The sequence below is a fragment of the Amycolatopsis sp. NPDC098790 genome, from assembly GCF_044759945.1.
Lineage (GTDB): Bacteria > Actinomycetota > Actinomycetes > Mycobacteriales > Pseudonocardiaceae > Amycolatopsis.
Genome location: NZ_JBIWAI010000002.1, coordinates 1 through 16,999, shown reverse-complemented (window position 1 = coordinate 16,999; position 16,999 = coordinate 1). Strand labels below are relative to the sequence as shown.

The following is a 16,999-nucleotide window of genomic DNA, read 5'->3' as shown; positions in this document are numbered from 1 at the left end:
GCGCTTTCCTGGCAGCAGGCGTAAGCAGATCTGACAGCGGAAGCCTCGCTTCCGGCGGGCGTTCGTGCTGCGATGGGAGTCCACAACGGAAAGGCGGCGGTCGTGGCGGAAACCCGGAACGTGGTCGTGGCGATCACCGGTGCCAGCGGAGCGTGCCTGGGCGTGCGCGTCCTGCAACTGCTGCGGGAGCAGCCCGGGATCCGGACGCACCTGGTGCTGTCGAAGGCCGGGATCCTCACCCTGCGCCACGAATGCGACCTCACCCTGGCCGACGTCCGCGCGCTCGCCGACGTCACCTACCGGCCGGGCGAAATCGGGGCGGCCATCGCGTCCGGCTCGTTCCCGGTCGCGGCGATGCTCGTCGCGCCCTGCTCGATCAAGACGCTTTCGGCGATCGCCACCGGCTACACCGACGACCTGGTCAGCCGCGCCGCCGACGTCTGCCTCAAGGAAGGCAGGCCGCTGCTGCTGATGGTCCGCGAAACGCCGCTGCACCTGGGGCACCTGAAGTCGATGGTCGCGGTGACCGAGGCCGGCGCGATCGTCGCGCCGCCGGTTCCGGCGTTCTACCCGCGGCCGCGGTCCGTCGGGGACCTCGTGGACTACACGGCTCGCCGCGCGCTGGCCCGGGTGGGACTATGGGAGCTGGCGCCGGAACCGTGGGACGGCGAACTGACCAGGGCCGACCCGGCCGACCTGCTGGGGCGGTGACGAAGGGGACCGGGGTGCTCGAGGCGCGGCGGCTGCAGATCTTCTCCGCGGTGGCCGAGCACGGCTCGTTCACCGCGGCGGCCGAGGCGCTGTTCATGACCCATTCCGCCGTCTCGCAGCAGATGGCGCTGCTCGAACGGCAGCTGGGCGTGCCGCTGATGCTGCGCGGGCCGCGCGGGATCGAGCTGACCGAGGCGGGCCGGCTGCTGGCCGAGCGCAGCACGGGACTGCTCGGCACGATCGCCCACATCGAACAGGAGATGTCGGACCTCAAGGCGCAGCACTCGTCAGTGCGGCTCGGCGCGTTCCCGACCGCCGGTGCCGACCTCATCCCCCGCGTCGTGCGCGAGTACCAGCGGCGGTACCCGGATACGAAGCTCGTGCTGCGCTCGGCGCACGCGTCGGACATGACGGCGGCGCTGCGCGACGGCTCGATCCACCTCGGTCTGGTCTGGGACTACGACTTCGACCCGCGCTCGGTGCCCGCCGACGTCGAGTGGGTGCACCTGGCCGACGACCCGCTGTGCGTGCTGGTGCCGCTCGACCACCCGGTCGCCGGGGAGTCCGAAGTGGAGCTGCGGGAGCTGGCGGGCGAGACGTGGGTGGTGCGCAGCCACCGGCCGCCCTACGACGAAGCGTTCACGACGTTGTGCCGGTTGTCCGGTTTCGAGCCGCGGATCGGCTTCGCGACCGAGGACTACCTGTCGGTGCAGGGCCTGGTCGCGGCCGGGATCGGCATCGGCGCGGCCCCGCGGCTGGCGCTGGTGGCGCAACGCCCTGACGTCGTCGCGGTGGCGATCGCCCCGGCGGCCCCGCGGCGCCGGATCGCGGCGGTGCGCCTGCTGGAGGCGAGTCATCCCCCCGCGGCGCGGCAGATGCTGGAAGTATTGCGGGTGGTGGCGACGACCGACCCGGAGGAACCCGCGTGACCGAACCGCCCGACGTCCTGCGCCGGATGCTGCTCGACGGACGCACGGAGGTCTCGCTGGTCGACCGCATCGTCGAGGACCTGGCCCGCCGCATCATCGACGGCTCGCTCCCCCCGGGCGCGGACGTCAACTCGGTGGACCTGGCGCGGCGGTTTTCGACGTCCCGGACACCGGTCCGGGAGGCGTTGCTGACGTTGCAGCGCGAGGGCCTGGTGGACATCCCGGCCCGCCGCCGGCCGCGGGTCGCGCCGGTGACGCTCGCGCAGGCCAGGGAGCTGTACGAGATCCGGGCTTCGCTGCACGCTTTGGTGAGCGAGCTGATCGTGGCGGGTTCGCCGGATTTGTCGGTGCTGGCTTCGTGGCAGTCCCAGTTGCGTTCGGATGCCGCGCGCGGGGACGTGGACGCGTACTTCTGGCACAACGTGTCGTTCCGCCAGGCCGAGGCGGAGACGGCGGGGAACCGGCAGTTGACCCGGTTGCTGGGGTCGTTGGGGTTGCGGACGTTGCAGCTGCGGCACGTGAGCTTGTCGTTGCCCGGGCGGTTGGACCGGTCGGTGGCGGACCACGAGCGGTTGCTGGCTGCGTACGCCGATGGGGACGCGGACCTGGCGGTGGCGCTGACGCGGTCGATCATCATGACCGGGTTGCACTCGATCGAGGCTTCCGGCTGGTCGGGGCTCGCCGAAGGGGAGTGAGTCAGACGCCGCCGGCTCGTTCGATCGCCCGGTACCCCCGCATCACCAGCGACCGGCTCACCGCCGCCGCCAAGGGCGCGTCTCGGTCCGCGTACGCGTTCACCAACCTCTCGTGGTCCGCCACCGAATGCAGCAACCTCCCCGGCAACGACAGGCTCAAATGCCGGAACCGATGCATCTGCAGCCCCAAGGAACTCAACCGCCGCTGCAGCTCGCCGTTCTTCGCCAGGCCCACCTCCGCGTTGCGGAACCCGACGTTGTGCCAGAAGTACGCGTCGACGTCGCCACACTCGGCGTCCGCCGCGAGCAACCCCTGCCAGCGGCGCAACCCGACGATCTCCGTGTCCGACGCCCGCGCCACCAGCAGCTCGCTCACCAGCGCGTACAGCGAAGCCCGGATCTCGTAGATCTCCCGCACCTGCCGCATGTCCACCGGGGACACGTACGGCCGCCGGCGCGGGGGGATGATCACCAGCGACTCGCGCTCCAGCATCAGCAGCGCCTCTCGCACCGGCGTCCGGGACGTCGAGAACCTTCGCGCCAGTTCCGCCGAGTTCACCTCGTGCCCCGGGGGCAGGCGCCCCTCGACGATGCCGACCGCGATCTCCTGGAAGATCGTGAACGCCAGCGACGAGCCGCCCTCCACCCCGCGCAGCGCGGTGAAGAGCAGCTCCCGCCGGAGATCGGGCAGATCGACCGCCGTCACTAGCCGAGCACCTCGGGCCAGCGCCGGCTGACGTCGGCGATGAGCGACGGGCTCGACTCCGCCACCTCCGGGAAGTCGCCCAGCCGCTCGAACGGGCGGCACGCGTCGATGATCGCCCGGCTGTTGAACGCCACCGCGCCCGGCAGCGTCAGCGGGTCGACGCGGCTGCCCCACGTCCGCTTCATCACCTCGATGTCGAGCGACGGGTCCGTCCGCCCGCACATCGCCCAGACGACCTCGCCGAGGTCGCGCGGGTTGACGTCGTGGTCGACGACCACCGTGAACCGGTTCATGTACGCCGCGCTCGGCAGCTGCGACGTCAGGTACGCCGCCTGGCGCGCGTGACCCGCGTACCGCTGCTCGATCGCGACGATCAGCAGTGACCGCCCGCCGCCCGCCTCGTGCGCCCAGACTCCCCGCAGGCCCGGCAAACCGGTCTTGCGCAGGGAGTCCGTGATGATCGCCGACTTCATGACCGTGCGCATGTACGAGTAGTCGTGCGGCGGCTTGCCCGGCGGCGCGCCGAGCAGGATCGGGTCGTCGCGGTAGTACACCTTCTCGACGTCGATCGTGAGGATCGGGTCGCGCGAGCCGGAGTAGTAGCCGGTCCACTCGCCGAACGGGCCCTCCGGCCGCTTGTCGTCCGGCCGCACCCAGCCTTCGATCGCGATCTCGGCGTCGTGCGGCAGCGGCAGCCCGGTCGCGAGCCCGGCGATCGTCCGCACCGGGGCGCCGGCCATCGCGCCGACGTAGTCGTACTCCGAGACGTCGCCGGGCACCTCGACGCCGGCCGCCACCAGGTAGGCCGGGTGGTGGCCCAGCGACGCCGCGATCGGCGCCCGCCCTTCGGCCTCGAACCAGCGGCGCAGGTGCTGGGCGCCGTGCTTGCCCGCCTCGATGTTGACGCTCACCGCGCGGCCCTCGTCCTGCACCTGCATCCGGTACGCGCCGAGGTTGATCCGGCCGGTGTCGTAGTCGCGGGTGACCACCGCGCAGCCCGTGCCGATGTAGCGGCCGCCGTCGCCCTCGTGCCAGCGCGGCACCGGGAACTTCAGCAGGTCGACCTCGTCGTCCACATGGGACAGGAGTGGTCCGTCCGAAACGGACACCGCCCGGAAGTCGGCCGAGCGGGTGATCCATTCCCCCGGCTTGACCGCGAGCTTCTCGACGAGGTCCTCGTCGGTGTTGTCCCAGCCGAGCCCGAGCACCGACCCCAGCAGCCGCGGGTTGCTGACCGAGCCGGACAGCACCCGCGAGCCGGACGCGTAGTCCTTGATCGCGTCGAACACCAGCGCCTTGGGGTGCGAACGCCGGTAGTTCACCTGGGACAGCGCGCCGATCTCCAGCTCCCAGTGGGCGCCTTCGACGGTCTGCACCTCCCCGGCCGCTTCGGCTTCGGCGAGCCACTTCCGCAGGTCGGTCATGCCGGGATCCTTCGCGAGGTCTGGCGGAGGTGGCCGATCGCCGCCTCGGCGGTGAGCACGTCCGCGTACTTCTGGTCCAGGTCGAACAGGCTCAGCCAGTGCGACGCCTCGAACCGGTCGAAACAGCAGTCGCCGACGACGCCGACGCGGTAGCCGCGGCTGCACGCGTCGACGACGGTCGAGCGCACGCAGCCGCTCGTGGCTTCACCCACGACGAGCAGCGTGTCGTGGCCCCCCATCCGGAGGATCGTGTCCAGCGGGGTGCCGTGGAAGCAGCTGGGGCCGATCTTCTCCAGCACGACGTCACCCGCCCACGGTTCCACTTCGGACACGATCGCGTTCGGATCCACTGTGGACTTCGGCGCCAAGGCGCCGCCCGGCTTCCGGTTCCACCGGCCGTACCGCGCCGGCGTCGCGTGGAAGTAGATCACCGGCGCGCCGGCGTCCCGGGCCGCGCGCAGCAGCGGGACGGTCCGGTCGACGGCAGCCCAGCCGTCCGCGCCGCACGCGCTCGGCCAGTCCGCGACGGCGTCGAGGATGTCGCGCCGGGGCAGGCCCAGCGCCGCGTAGTACAGGTCGACGACGAGCACGGCGGGGTTCTCCCCCAGGCCGAACGGGGCGCGCTTCGCCCACGACGTCGCCGCGAGCACCGCGCGGTCCCGCTCGGTCAGGTACTTCGACCACTGGTCTTCGAAACTCATGACGTCGTCAAGCTGTTGTCGATGTACTTCGCGATGTCCGATGGCGCCGTGGTTTTGGCGTTCTCCGCGGCTTCGTCGAACGCCTGCTTGATCACCTTTTCGTCCACCACCGGCGTCTTCGCCCAGACGTCGAGGAAGAAGTCGTAGGCGTAGGACGCGAGTTCGGTGCTCTTCACACCGCTGTACTTCTGGATGCTCTTGACCGTCTCGTCCTTGTGGCCGCGGATGTACTGCAGCGCCTCGGCTTCCGCGGCGACGAACCGCTTGACGACCTCGCGGTTGTTCTGCAGGTACTTCGACTGCACGGTGTAGGCGCCCAGCGGGAAGGGCATGTTCGACAGCGCGGCCAGCCGGTGCGCGCCCTTCTCGCGGCTCTCGGTGCCGTTGGGCGGCTGGGTGAGGATCGCCGACACGGCGCCGCTGCCGAGTGCGGCCACCTCGGCCGGGACGCCCTTGACGAACACCGCGGTGACGTCTTCGCGCTTGAGGCCGTTCGCCTCCAGCAGCGCGGTCAGCCCGAAGTCGCTTTCCGAGCCGGGCGAGGTGATGGCGACCTTCTTGCCCTTGAGGTCGGCGACCGACTTGACGTCCGGGCTCGCCCACATCTCCAGGTTGTAGTGCGGCTCGGACATCGCCACGTACTTGAGGTCCGCGCCCTTCATGATCGCGGCCGCGGTGTCGGCCGCGACGCCGACGCCGATCTGGACGCTGTTGCTGGCCAGCCCGGCGACCAGCTGGGAGCTGTCGTTGAGCCGGTTGAGCTTCACGTTCAGGCCGTGCTTGGCGAAGATGCCGTAGTCCTGCGCGGTGTAGAGGTCGGAGTAGCCCGCGCCGAGCGCGGTGTAGCCGATGGTGACCGGCAGCGCGCCGTTGGCGTCGGCGGTGACCGTGCCGCCGGCCCCGCCGCCCGCGCACGCCGTGAGACCGAGCACCAGGCTCGCCGCTACGAGGAAGATTCTCATTGTGCACCTGCCCAGTGGGTGAAACGGCGTTCGACGAGGCGGACGGCCCAGTTCAGGAGCAGCGCGACCACGGCGAGGAGGACGATCCCGGCCATCGCCGAGTCCATGTTGAAGTTGGAGGTCTGCGTCTGCACGAAGTAGCCGAGGCCCTGGCTGGCCAGGAACAGCTCGGCGACGATCGCGCCGACCAGTGCGCGGCCGACGGCCAGGCGCACGCCCGCGAGGATGTACGGCAGCGTCGCGGGCAACGCGATGGTGTAGAAGAACTTCAGCCGCGGTGTGCAGAACACCGTCGCGACGCGGGTGTAGTCGCTGTCCAGGTTCCGCACGCCGGCCGTGATGTTGATGATCAGCGGCAGGATCGCGGCCCACACGATGACGATCACGCGCGAGGTGTTGTCGATGCCGAACCAGAAGATGATGATCGGCAGGAACATCACGTACGGCACCGAGTAGAGGATGTTGACCATCGGCTCGGTCATGTCGTGCAGGATCTTGCTGCGGCCGAGCACGAGCCCGATCGGGATGCCGAGGACGAACGTGATGCCCAGGCCCCACAGCAGTTCCAGGCCGGTCGCGCCGAGCGCCGGGTAGATTTCGCCGGAGCCGAAGAGCTTCCCCTCGGCCGCGGCGATGCGCAGCGGGTTGCTGCTGAAGGAGACGTCGACGAGGCCGAGCGCCGTCGAAAGCTGCCACAGCACCAGGACGATCGCCATCCCGGCGGTGCCGAGCAGCCCGCTACGGTGTCGCCGCGCCCAGCCGGAGCTCGCCGACGTCGCCGGCGGCGCGGTCGGTGCTGCTGTCGTGCGCGGGAGTGACGCTGTTGTCATGGTTCGGCTCCGAAGCTGCGGGTTCGTGGTGGAGGGCCGAGAGGATCTTGTCGCCGTAGGCGAGGAATTCGGCGCTGCGGCGCCAGGCGGCGTCACGCGGGCGGGGCACGTCGATGACCACTTCGAGGGCGACGTGCGCGGGCGACGGCGAGAAGACGAGGACGCGGTCGGCGAGCAGCACGGCCTCGTTGACGTCGTGCGTCACGAACATCGCGGTCTTCTTCGTGACGGCGTCCGCCTGCCAGATCCGCAGGAGCTCGTCCTGCAGGTTCTCGCGGGTCTGCGCGTCGAGGGCGCCGAAGGGCTCGTCGAGCAGCAGCAGCGTCGGATCGGTGGCCAGTGCACGCGCGAGGTTGACGCGCTGGCGCATGCCGCCGGACAGCTCGTGCGGGTACTTCTTCGCGACCTCGGCGAGGCCGACGATGTCCAGGAGGTCCTCGGCGCGCTTGCGCGTCTGGGCGTTGAGCCGGCCCTGGACCTGCGGTCCGAAGAGGACGTTGTCGAGGACGGTCCGCCACGGGTAGAGCGAGGCGTGCTGGAAGACCAGTGACCGCTCCGGGCCGGGGCCGTTGATCGGACGGCCGGCGAGTTCGAGGGCCCCGCCGGCGACGGGGACGAGCCCGGCGACGGCTTCGAGGAACGTGGTCTTGCCGCATCCGCTGGGGCCGACGATGACCACGAACTCCTCGTCGTGGATCTGCAGGTTCAGGTCCAGGCACGCCGTGGAGAACCCGGTGCCGCGGCGGGCCCGGTGGCCGAGCAGGAGGTCCCGCGCGTCCAGGCAGATGGCGGACATCAGGACGGCCTCGCCTTGGCCGGGTTTTTTCGGTGGATCACTACCGCTCCTCCTTGCTGATGGCTGCGCTGCGGATCGCAAGGTGTCGACACTTTGTGAGAGTCTGCGTCGGCGATCTGCGAGTGTCAAGCCGTTGGAAGCAAGAAAGCGGTTAACTGTCGACACTCAGAGAGTGGCGGGTGCAGGTCTCAAGAGACGGTGAGCGGGGCCCCGCGAGTAACGGTGAGTGTGGCCCCCGAGCCGAACGCCGGATTGTTCAACGGCCCCGGCACCGCGTCAAGGCGGGAAAGCGTGCCTTGACCCGGCGCCAGGGCCGCTGATGAGGCTGCGTATCGGGTCGGGGGTGGGTTCTGCTCAGGCGACCGGTTCTTTTGCCGGCTCCGGCTTCGGGTTCAGGACGCCTGCGAACAATGCCGCCAGTACGCACAGGACCACCGGGACCGCGAACGTCACGTTCAGCGGCATCCACCTCGTCAGTCCGCCGATCAGTGCCGGGCCGGCCAGCAGGCCTACGTATCCCAGGCCGACCACCCTGGCCATCAGCGCGCCCGAAGCTCGCGTGTCCAGGTTGCCCGCCGCCGTGAACAGCTGGGGGACTCCGCCCGACAGGCCCAGGCCGAACACCGCCCAGCCCACCAAGGACAACGGCACCCATGGTGCCGCCGCGGCCGTTGTCAGGCCCACCGCTGCCAACGTTGCTCCGTAGCGGACGATTGCCGCCGGGCCGGCCCACGCCGCGACGCGGTCCGTCAGGAAACGGCCCGTGGTCATCGCCACCGCGAACGCTCCGTACGCCAGCGCCGCCGTTGACGACGATGTGCCCAGGACCTTCTCCATGTGCAGCGCCGCCCAGTCGTTCGCCACCCCCTCCGACAGCATCAGGGCCAGCGCCAGCAAGCCGAGCAGCCAGACCACGCGGCCCGGCGTGCGGCGGCGGACCGGTGCGGCGTCCGCCTCTTCCGCGACGGACGATGCGGGTGCCTCGGACGGCTCCATCAGAAACCGTGCCGACGCCAGGGAAAGCAGCACGCACAGCAGCCCGGTGCACGTGAGCGTGACGCCGGTCGGGACGCCGCCGCCGAGCGTTGCCGCGCCGATCACCGCCGCGAACGCGCCGCCGATCGACCAGAACGCGTGGAACGCCGCCATGATCGGGCGCGGGTACGCGCGCTCCACCACCACCGCGTGCGAGTTCATGCCGACGTCGATCGCGCCGTTGCCGAAACCGAAGAAGATCAGCGACAGCCCCAGCGTCCACCACGAGTTCGCGAACCCGGGTGCGCACACCGCGAGGCCGAGCAGCACGCCCGCCGCGGGGACCAGCCGGCGGTGGCCGAGCCTGTCGACCAGCGGACCGGAGATCTGCATGCCCGCGAACGCCGCGCCGCCCAGCACCAGCAGCAGCGCGCCCAGCGTGCTGTGCGAGATGCCGGTCGCGCGCTCGACGTTCGGGATGTGCACCACCCACATGCCCATCGCGAAGCCGTTGAGGCCGAAGAACATGAAGGTCGCGAACCGGGCGGCGCGCGGGCGGGGCGGGGCGGTCATCGGTTCTCCAAGGGGACGGCGACGTGCACGAGCACGCCCAGTTCGGTCAGCGCCGCGCGCTGGTCTTCGGGCGCGCCCGGGTCGGTGATCACCACGTCGGCGCGGTCGGCCGGACAGACGTGGGCGAGCGCGGCGCGGCCCCACTTGGCGCCGTCGGCGAGCACGATCGTGCGCGCGGCGACGTCGAGCGCCACCTGCTTGACCTCGGCGTCGCCCAGGTCGAAGGCGGTCAGCCCGGCGTCGAGGGCGAAGGCGCACGGGCTCAGCACCGCGACGTCGAAGCGCAGGGCCCGCAGCGACGCGCACGTCAGCGGGCCGACGAGCGCCTGCTCCCCCGGCCTCGGCTCGCCGCCGGGCAGCAGCAACCGCACGGCCGGGTCGTCGGCCAGCTCGCGGACCGCGTGCAGGGACAGCGGCATGACGGTGACCGGGCGTCCGCGAAGCAGCCGCGCCAGCTCCAGCGCGGTCGTGCCGCTGTCCAGGATGATCGTTTCGCCGTCGCGGACCAGCTCGGCCGCCGCGGCCGCGATGGCCCGCTTGGCCTCGACCGCGTCGGTCGCCCGCGCGGCGAACGGCGGCTCGATCCCGGACGGCGACGCCGGGACGGCCCCACCGTGCACGCGCCGCAGCACACCGCGCGAGGCCAGGTGGTCGAGGTCCCGGCGCACGGTCATCTCCGACGCGCCGGTCGCCGACGCCAGGTCCGCGACCGCCACCAGGTCGGCGTCGCGCAGCCGCTCGACGATGATCCGCTGCCGTTCTGCGCTCTTCACCCCGCGATGCTCGCAAGCCGCGGGCGTTCGCACAACCGGTTTGTTCGTCCGCTCACGTCGCTTGTGCGAAAAGCCGCTGCGGCATGATGGGGCCGTGCACGCCGCCGAGACCACCACGACCCCGTGACCGGGGGCTACCTGAAGGGCCGGATCCGCCGCGAGGACATCATCACGGCGGCGGCCGCGGCGTACGGCGAGCTCGGCTACCACGGCTCGTCGCTGCGCGAGATCGCCAAGCGCGTCGGGATCTCGCACGCCGGCCTGCTGTACTACTTCCCCACCAAGGAGGCGCTGCTCGCCGCCGTGCTCGAGCGGCGCGACAGCGAAGACTCCGAGCGCGAGCAGCTGACCGTGCCGCCCGGGCTCGAGGTGCTGCGCCACTTCGTCGCGCTCGCCGAGCACAACGTCCGCCACCCCGGGATCGTCGACCTGTACTCGCGGCTCGCCGCCGAGGCGGTCGCCGCGGACCACCCGGCGCACGAGTACTTCGTCCGCCACTACCGGGCCGCGCGCGCCGGCGTGCACGAGTCGTTCGCGGTCCTCGCCGCCCGCGGCGAGCTGCGGGACGGCGTCACCCCGGAACAGGCCGCGCTGACGTTCATCGCGCTCATGGACGGCCTGCAGGTGCAGTGGCTGACCGTCCCCGGCGACGTCGACCTGATCGGTTCGCTGCGCTTCTACCTGCAGAACCTGCTCACCGTCCCGCTCTAGAGGGTCTTCGCGTAGGGGTCCCAGCCCGCCGGCAGCGCGGGCGGGACCTCGACGGTGCTCGCGACCTCGACGGTCTGCCCGCGGGTCAGGGACTCGTCGATGGCCAGCATCGCGTCGAGCACGTGGTAGGCCAGCTCGCCGGACGCGCGTTCCGGCACGCCCGCCCGGATCGCCCGCGCCAGCTCCAGCGTCCCGGTGCCGCGCGAAGCCGCGTGCCCCCGCGCCGGCAGCTCCTCCGGCTCGTCGTGGCCGAGCAGGTGCAGCCGGGTCGGGTCGTCGAACCGGTTGGGGTCCGGCAGCACCGCGGTACCGAGCGTGCCGGTCAGCTCGACCAGCCCGGTGCGCTTGAGCGCCGAGTCGAAGCTCAGCACCAGCTGGGCGGAGGCGGTTTCGAACTCGACGAGCGCGGTGACCGTGGTCGGCACCGTCACGGGGAACTCCGTCCCCGCCCGCGGCCCGGACCCGACGACCCGGGTGTCCCGCGCCCGCCCGCCGGCCCCGGTGACGCGCCGGACCGGGCCGAGCAGGTGCACCAGCGCCGTCAGGTAGTACGGGCCCATGTCGAGCAGCGGCCCGCCGCCGGCCTGGAAGTAGAACTCCGGCGCCGGGTGCCAGACCTCCGGGCCCGGCACCTGGAACAGCGCCAACGCGGTCAGGGGGCGGCCGATCCGGCCCGCGTCGACGGCGGAGCGCGCGGTCTGCAACGCGGCGCCGAGGACGGTGTCGGGTGCGCTCGCCACGCGCAGGCTCTTCTCCCGTGCGCGATCGAGGAGCTTGCGGCCCGTCTGGCGATCCAGCGCGAGGGGCTTCTCGGCCCAGACGTGCTTGCCCGCTTCGAGCGCGGCGAGGCCGACCTCGACGTGCGAAGCCGGGAGGGTCAGGTTGACGACGATCTCGACCTCGGGGTCGGCGAGCAGTTCCGCCACCGTGCCCGACGTCGGCACGCCGTACTCGGCGGCGCGGGCGGCCGCGCGCTCGTCGTCGAGGTCGGCGACGCGCAGCACGCGGACGTCCGGGAAGCTCGTCAGGTTCTCGAGGTAGGTCCCGCTGATGACGCCGGCGCCGATGACCCCGACGCCGACCGGCCCGCCGGTCATCGTCCGGCCCCGGTCAGGAAGGCGCGGCTGGCGGCGATGGCTTCGAAGAGGTCGCCGTCGTAGGCGTCGAACTCGATCACGCGCAACGCGTCCGGCGCGGCAGCGAGGACGTCGGCGATCGGCACCCGTCCCTGGCCGGCCGGCACCTGACCGGAGGCGTCGGTGGCCAGGCCGCCGTCCTTGACGTGGATCGCGCGGACGCGGTCGCCGAGCCGGCGCAGCAGCGCTGGCGCGTGCTCACCGCCCGCGGTGGCCCAGTACGTGTCGACCTCCAGCGCGACGGCCGGGTCGAGCTGGTCGGCGAAGACCTCGAAGGCGCTGCGGCCGTCGATCCGGGACTGCAGCTCCCACCAGTGGTTGTGGTAGCCGATCTGCACGCCGTGCTCGGCCGCGACCTTGGCGGCGGCGTTGAGCGCGTCCGCCGTCGCGGCGATGTCGGCCGGGTCCTGCCACTGCTCGGGCTTGACGAGCGGGTCGATGACCAGGCCGATGCCCAGCTCGGCCGCGGTGGCGAAGACCGCCGCCTGGTCGGCGCCGATCAGCCGGGCGTGCGCGGTCGGCGCGGTCATGCCGTGCGCGGGCAGGCCGGCCCGCAGCGCTTCGGCGTTTTCGACGACGCCGTACGGCTCGACCCGGGTGAACCCGAGCGCGGCGAGCCGCCGCAGGGTGCCGTCGGGATCGGCCGCGAAGGCGTCGCGGACCGAATACAGCTGCACGGAAAGCTCGCTCATCACCGGCTCCAGGGGTCGCGGGGTTCGCTGAATTTCTACCACCTGGTCAAAATTGGCACCAGGGATTTCGCCGCCGGTCCACCGGACGGCGGCACCGGGGTGCCCGGCGTCACCGCCCGTCGTGTTTTGGCAAGCGTCCGTTGGGGCAGTAACGCCTTGAACGGGGTCAGGGCCGATCCGATCCAGGAGGTACCGGGAGTGGACAGGGCAGGGGACGAAGTGGACACGGGGGCCGTCGGCCACCCGGCGTCCCGTCGCGACCTGGCGGAACTGTCCGAGGCCGCGCGCGACCTCGACCGGCGGATCGAGCAGCACCTCGCCCGGCTGCGTCGCGAACGCGCCGAGCGCGCCCGTGACGACATCCCTGACCAGCGGCTTCGTCCGAGCGGCTGACCTCGCGTTTACCGCGCGGACGCGAACTACTACGCTGGGTGGCCCCACGCCACGCGCCGAAGTCCTGCGAGGTCGCCATGTCCGAGACGCTGTCCCCGAGCCAGAAGCCGGTGGGAGTCGATCCCGACCGGCCGAGCATCGCGCGGATCTACGACGGCTTCCTCGGCGGCAACAACTTCTACGAGGTCGACCGGGTCGTGATGGAGAAGATCCGCGCGGCGGTCCCGGAAGCGGTCGACATCGCCCGCGGCAATCGCGGTTTCCACAACCGCGCGCTGCGGATGCTGGCGAACCAGACGCGGATCCGGCAGTACCTCGACTGCGGGTCCGGGCTGCCGACGGCGGAGAACACGCACCAGATCGTCCAGCGCATCGACAAGGACCACACGGTCGTCTACGTCGACAACGACCCGGTGGTCCTCGCGCACGGCCGCGCGCTGCTCGTGGAGAACGACTTCACGCACATGGTCGAGGCGGACATCTTCAAGCCGGAAGCGGTGCTCGGCAACGACGAGGTGCGCGCGCACATCGACTTCTCGGAGCCGGTCGCGCTGCTGCACGTCGGCACGATGCACCACTTCGAAGGCGACGGCGCGGTCGACGTCATGCGCGAGTACATCGACGCGCTCGCCCCCGGCTCGTACGTGGTGCTGTCGCACTTCTTCGACCCCGAGGTGCCGGAGCTGACCTCCATCGCCAAGCGCATCGAGAACATCCTGACCCAGGGCCCGCTCGGCGCCGGCCGGTTCCGCACGCGGGTGGAGATCGAAGCCATGCTGCCGGGCCTGGAGTTCCTGCAGCCGAACGCGACGTCCGGCCCCGGCCTGGCGGTGTGCGACGAGTGGTGGCCGGACGGCCCCCGGCTCACACCGCTGTCGGGCTCGGCGAAGTGCGTGGCCGGGATCGTCGGGGTCAAGCGCTAACGCAGCCGCCAGAGGTGGTCGGCGGTTCCCGTGTCGCCGAACTGCACCACCTGGGCACTGTCCGCAGTGGACATCTGATCCACGCCCAGGACCTTGCCCGAGTTGCGGTTCTTCAGCCGCCACCAGCCGTCGCCGTTGTCGAGCAGCCGCCAGAGGTGGTCCGCCGAGCCGTTGTCGGCGAACTGGACGACTCGCGCACTGTCCGCGGTGGACATCTGGTCGACGCCCAGCACCTTGCCCGAGTGGGCGTTGCGGATCAGGAACCAGCCGTCGGCCGCGGCTTCGAACGTCCACAGGTGGTCTTCGGTGCCGTTGTCCGCAAACTGCACGACTTTTGCGCTGTCCGCAGTGGACATCTGATCCACACCGAGGACCTTGCCGGAGTTGCGGTTCTCGACCCTTGGGCGGCCGTCCGGGACGAGCCGCCAGACGTGGTCGGCCGTGCCGTTGTCGGCGAACTGGACCACCTGCGCACTGTCCGCGGTGGACATCTGATCCACGCCGAGCACTTTGCCCGAGTTGCGGTTCTTCAGCCGCCACCAGCCGTCGCCGTTGTCGATGAGCTGCCACAGGTGGTCCGCGGTGCCGTTGTCCGCGAACTGCACCACCCGCGCACTGTCCGCAGTGGACATCTGGTCCACGCCCAGCACCTTGCCCGAGTGGTGGTTGCGGACGCGGTACCAGCCGTCGCCGTTGGCGACGAGGTGCCAGACGTGGTCGTCGGTGCCGTTGTCCGCGAACTGCACGACTTTTGCGCTGTCCGCAGTGGACATTTGATCAACACCGAGAACCTTGCCGGAGTTGCGGTTCACGATCCGGAAACCCCCTCCCCCGCCGCCCGGCGACCACGGGTGGCCGTTCGGGTCCGCCGTCGGGAACGACGTGATCCGCAGCCGCGCGGCGCCCATCGGGATCAGCGTGACCGTCTCGACCGGCGCGTCGCTGCGCGCCGGTGACGTCTGCAGCGGCGTGACGACGTCCTGGTCGTCCGCCGTCCACTCGGCGATCTTCCTTGCCGTGGCGGTGATCTTGACGGGTGCGGTGTCGGGCGTGAAGGGGTTGGCGGGCAGCGCGCCACTCGCCGGGGAGAACGTCAACGCCGCACCGACGGTCAGGCCGTAGTTCCACGGCGTCGTCGCGTGAACGGCGTACTCGGGGAACTGCGCCGTGCCGCCCAGGCTTTCGTAGCTTTCGCCGATCTTCAGCGAGTACGTCAGCGGGCCGTGGTCGACCGAGACCGAGTCGTGGTTCGCCGTCCAGGTCCGCGTGGTGGTGCGCTGGGGCAGGGTGAGCGTGACGACGTCGCCGTTGATCCACGTCCGGTCGACTTTCACGAACTTCGGCCCGGCGGTCGCCGCGACCTGCGTGCCCGCAACGACCAGCCGGGGCGCCGAGCACCACGCGGGAATCCGGAAGTACAGCGGGAAAGCGAGTGGCTTCGACGTCCGGACCGTGAAGGTGACCTGTTCGGAGAACGGGTAGGTGGTGTCTTCGGCGATGGTCACGGAGGTGCCGTCGCCGACCTTCGCCGTGACACTGCTGGCGGAGTACATCGCCGCGGCGAGGCCGTTGTCCGGCGTGGCCAGCCACAGCTCTTCGGTGAAGTACGGCCAGCCCATGCCGTAGTTGTGCGGGCAGCAACGGTACTGGTCGACGCCGGGCAGGTAGGCCTGCATGGCGAAGCCGTTCTGGAACTGGCCTTCGCTCTTGGGCACGTCGTCGAGGTCGACGCTGTTGGCGCTGGTGACGTAGTGGATCGCGCGCCCGGCCGGGTCGAGCGCGGCGGGGAGGGAGTTGAAGGCGAGGTCCTCGCAGCGGTCGGCCCAGACGGGGTCGCCGGTGAGGCGGGTGAGCAGCTGGTGGCTCGCCATGAACTCGACGATCCCGCAGGTTTCGAAGCCCTGCCGCGGATCGCCGAAGCCGGGCCGTGCGTTCTCGTCCCCGGCGAAGCCGCCGCCGGGGAACTGGCCGTACGCCGCCATGACGGTGTTGTAGTCCTCGTAAGTGGCCTGGGTGAGACTCGCGTTGCCGGACCGCAGCGCGTATTGGGCGGGTTCGCGGAAGCCCTGGGCGATGTTGACGTTGTGCAGGCTGGGGAGGTTGTTCACCCAGCTGGCGCCGTAGGCGTGGATCTTGTCGGCGAGGTCGAGCAGGAAGGCGTCGCCGGTGCGGTTGAAGAGCCAGAAGACGCTGTCGAGGCCGTCGCCCCAGCGGACGGACACCCAGCTGGAGTCGAAGGCGCTCTTGCCCTGGGCGTTCATGTAGCGGAGGAACCGAGTGAGGAACGGGATGACGCGGGTGTCGGCGGTGAACTCCTGCCAGGAGCGCAGGGCCTGCAGGAGCGGGAGGTACGGCCAGAAGTCGGGGCCGTTGTTGAGCGCGGTGCGCAGGGCGGTGGGACCGAAGAAGCCGTCGGACTGCTGGGTGCCGACGATGGCGTCGATCCACTTCTTGGCGGTGGCCTTCGCGGTGGCGTCGCCGGTGACGGCGGCGAGGTCGACGTAGCCGCGCAGCCAGTAGGGCACCTCTTCCCAGCCGGGGCGTTCGGGGTGGACCCAGCCGCTGGTGGCGAAGTCGAGGAAGTGCGAGGTTTCGGGGTAGTGGCCGCAGAGGCCGTCGAGCTGGAGTCGCAGCTGGCCGGCGAGCCAGCCTTTCGCGGTGACGGCGCCCGGAGGGAGTTTCAGGAAGGCGGCGGGCTTGAGCGGGGCGGCGTTGGGTGTGTAGAGCCCACCCGACGCGGCGGTCGCCTTGGGGGCGTTCACCCCGGTCAGGAGAGCGGCGGCAACGGTTCCGGTGACGAACTGCCTGCGGTTCAGCGACACGGCACGGCCTCCGCTCACATTTACAACGTTGTAAAAGTAGGTTTACCGGGTAGATACAACGTTGTAAATCCGCCATTCGTCGGTGGTCGCCCAGCGCCCCAATGTGGCCTTCGGTGCGTCAGACGCACCGAAGGCCGCCTTGGGTGCGTCACACGCAACCAAGGCCACATTGGGGTTGTTTCAACCTGGTTGTGGCTGGTCAGCATGGCGCGGCCGGACCGTTGTCCTTACACAGGAGCAACTGCCG

General features: G+C 70.8%; 17 protein-coding genes. 6 read left to right on the top strand and 11 right to left on the bottom strand.

Features of this window, described 5'->3' with window-relative positions; all coding sequences use genetic code 11:
• Positions 1-102 precede the first annotated feature (102 nt).
• Genes ACIQWX_RS14235 through ACIQWX_RS14225 form a run of 3 tightly spaced genes read left to right on the top strand, consistent with a single transcriptional unit; the run spans position 103 to position 2,335 of the window.
• Entirely contained in the window at positions 103-711 is a 609-nt protein-coding gene (locus tag ACIQWX_RS14235) for a UbiX family flavin prenyltransferase (RefSeq protein ID WP_400869700.1), read from the top strand.
• Complete coding sequence (locus ACIQWX_RS14230) at positions 708-1,640, top strand: LysR family transcriptional regulator (RefSeq protein WP_400869697.1); 933 nt, start codon at positions 708-710, stop codon at positions 1,638-1,640. Before ACIQWX_RS14235 ends, ACIQWX_RS14230 begins: the two co-directional genes overlap by 4 nt.
• Positions 1,637-2,335, top strand: coding sequence for a GntR family transcriptional regulator (locus ACIQWX_RS14225; RefSeq protein ID WP_400869695.1), 699 nt, complete (start codon positions 1,637-1,639; stop codon positions 2,333-2,335). The genes ACIQWX_RS14230 and ACIQWX_RS14225 overlap by 4 nt, the downstream gene beginning before the upstream one ends.
• 1 nt (position 2,336) lies before the next feature.
• On the opposite strand, the gene ACIQWX_RS14220 is transcribed toward ACIQWX_RS14225, so the two are convergent.
• The 8 genes from ACIQWX_RS14220 to ACIQWX_RS14185 all read right to left on the bottom strand — a co-directional run bounded on the left by ACIQWX_RS14220 (position 2,337) and on the right by ACIQWX_RS14185 (position 10,075).
• Complete coding sequence (locus tag ACIQWX_RS14220; RefSeq protein WP_400869692.1) at positions 2,337-3,041, bottom strand: GntR family transcriptional regulator; 705 nt, start codon at positions 3,039-3,041, stop codon at positions 2,337-2,339.
• A complete protein-coding gene (locus ACIQWX_RS14215; RefSeq protein ID WP_400869689.1) occupies positions 3,041-4,465 on the bottom strand; it encodes a UbiD family decarboxylase in 1,425 nt (474 codons plus the stop codon). Before ACIQWX_RS14215 ends, ACIQWX_RS14220 begins: the two co-directional genes overlap by 1 nt.
• Positions 4,462-5,166 (bottom strand): isochorismatase family protein, encoded by a 705-nt coding sequence (locus ACIQWX_RS14210; RefSeq protein ID WP_400869686.1) that lies wholly within the window; start codon positions 5,164-5,166, stop codon positions 4,462-4,464. Before ACIQWX_RS14210 ends, ACIQWX_RS14215 begins: the two co-directional genes overlap by 4 nt.
• The gene (locus ACIQWX_RS14205) at positions 5,163-6,128 is read right to left on the bottom strand and encodes an ABC transporter substrate-binding protein (RefSeq protein WP_400869683.1); all 966 of its coding nucleotides are present in this window, start codon (positions 6,126-6,128) and stop codon (positions 5,163-5,165) included. The genes ACIQWX_RS14210 and ACIQWX_RS14205 overlap by 4 nt, the downstream gene beginning before the upstream one ends.
• Complete coding sequence (locus tag ACIQWX_RS14200; protein WP_400869680.1) at positions 6,125-6,844, bottom strand: ABC transporter permease; 720 nt, start codon at positions 6,842-6,844, stop codon at positions 6,125-6,127. The genes ACIQWX_RS14205 and ACIQWX_RS14200 overlap by 4 nt, the downstream gene beginning before the upstream one ends.
• Before the next feature lie 22 nt (positions 6,845-6,866).
• Positions 6,867-7,754, bottom strand: a complete 888-nt coding sequence (locus tag ACIQWX_RS14195) for an ABC transporter ATP-binding protein (protein WP_400869677.1) — start codon at positions 7,752-7,754, stop codon at positions 6,867-6,869.
• A gap of 354 nt (positions 7,755-8,108) precedes the next feature.
• Positions 8,109-9,302 (bottom strand): MFS transporter, encoded by a 1,194-nt coding sequence (locus tag ACIQWX_RS14190; protein ID WP_400869674.1) that lies wholly within the window; start codon positions 9,300-9,302, stop codon positions 8,109-8,111.
• Positions 9,299-10,075, bottom strand: a complete 777-nt coding sequence (locus tag ACIQWX_RS14185; RefSeq protein ID WP_400869671.1) for a DeoR/GlpR family DNA-binding transcription regulator — start codon at positions 10,073-10,075, stop codon at positions 9,299-9,301. Before ACIQWX_RS14185 ends, ACIQWX_RS14190 begins: the two co-directional genes overlap by 4 nt.
• Positions 10,076-10,198: 123 nt before the next feature.
• On the opposite strand from ACIQWX_RS14185, the gene ACIQWX_RS14180 reads away from it, so the two are divergent.
• Complete coding sequence (locus tag ACIQWX_RS14180; RefSeq protein ID WP_400869668.1) at positions 10,199-10,786, top strand: TetR/AcrR family transcriptional regulator; 588 nt, start codon at positions 10,199-10,201, stop codon at positions 10,784-10,786.
• Here ACIQWX_RS14180 and ACIQWX_RS14175 read toward each other — a convergent pair.
• Together ACIQWX_RS14175 and ACIQWX_RS14170 are read right to left on the bottom strand one after the other, a co-directional pair.
• Positions 10,783-11,883 carry a Gfo/Idh/MocA family protein gene (locus ACIQWX_RS14175; protein ID WP_400869666.1) on the bottom strand — a complete coding sequence of 367 codons (1,101 nt, stop codon included), beginning with the start codon at positions 11,881-11,883 and terminating at the stop codon, positions 10,783-10,785. The genes ACIQWX_RS14180 and ACIQWX_RS14175 overlap by 4 nt on opposite strands.
• Positions 11,880-12,614: a sugar phosphate isomerase/epimerase family protein gene (locus tag ACIQWX_RS14170; RefSeq protein WP_400869664.1), complete on the bottom strand. Its 735-nt coding sequence runs from the start codon at positions 12,612-12,614 to the stop codon at positions 11,880-11,882. The genes ACIQWX_RS14175 and ACIQWX_RS14170 overlap by 4 nt, the downstream gene beginning before the upstream one ends.
• Before the next feature lie 198 nt (positions 12,615-12,812).
• Between ACIQWX_RS14170 and ACIQWX_RS14165 the strand changes: the two genes are divergently transcribed.
• Both ACIQWX_RS14165 and ACIQWX_RS14160 read left to right on the top strand, forming a co-directional pair.
• Positions 12,813-13,007 carry a hypothetical protein gene (locus ACIQWX_RS14165; protein WP_400869661.1) on the top strand — a complete coding sequence of 65 codons (195 nt, stop codon included), beginning with the start codon at positions 12,813-12,815 and terminating at the stop codon, positions 13,005-13,007.
• A gap of 77 nt (positions 13,008-13,084) precedes the next feature.
• Positions 13,085-13,930, top strand: coding sequence for an SAM-dependent methyltransferase (locus ACIQWX_RS14160; RefSeq protein WP_400869658.1), 846 nt, complete (start codon positions 13,085-13,087; stop codon positions 13,928-13,930).
• Here ACIQWX_RS14160 and ACIQWX_RS14155 read toward each other — a convergent pair.
• On the bottom strand, positions 13,927-16,770 hold the full coding sequence (locus tag ACIQWX_RS14155; protein ID WP_400869655.1) for an RICIN domain-containing protein: 2,844 nt from the start codon (positions 16,768-16,770) through the stop codon (positions 13,927-13,929). The two genes, ACIQWX_RS14160 and ACIQWX_RS14155, sit on opposite strands and share 4 nt — an antisense overlap.
• Positions 16,771-16,999: the final 229 nt, after the last annotated feature.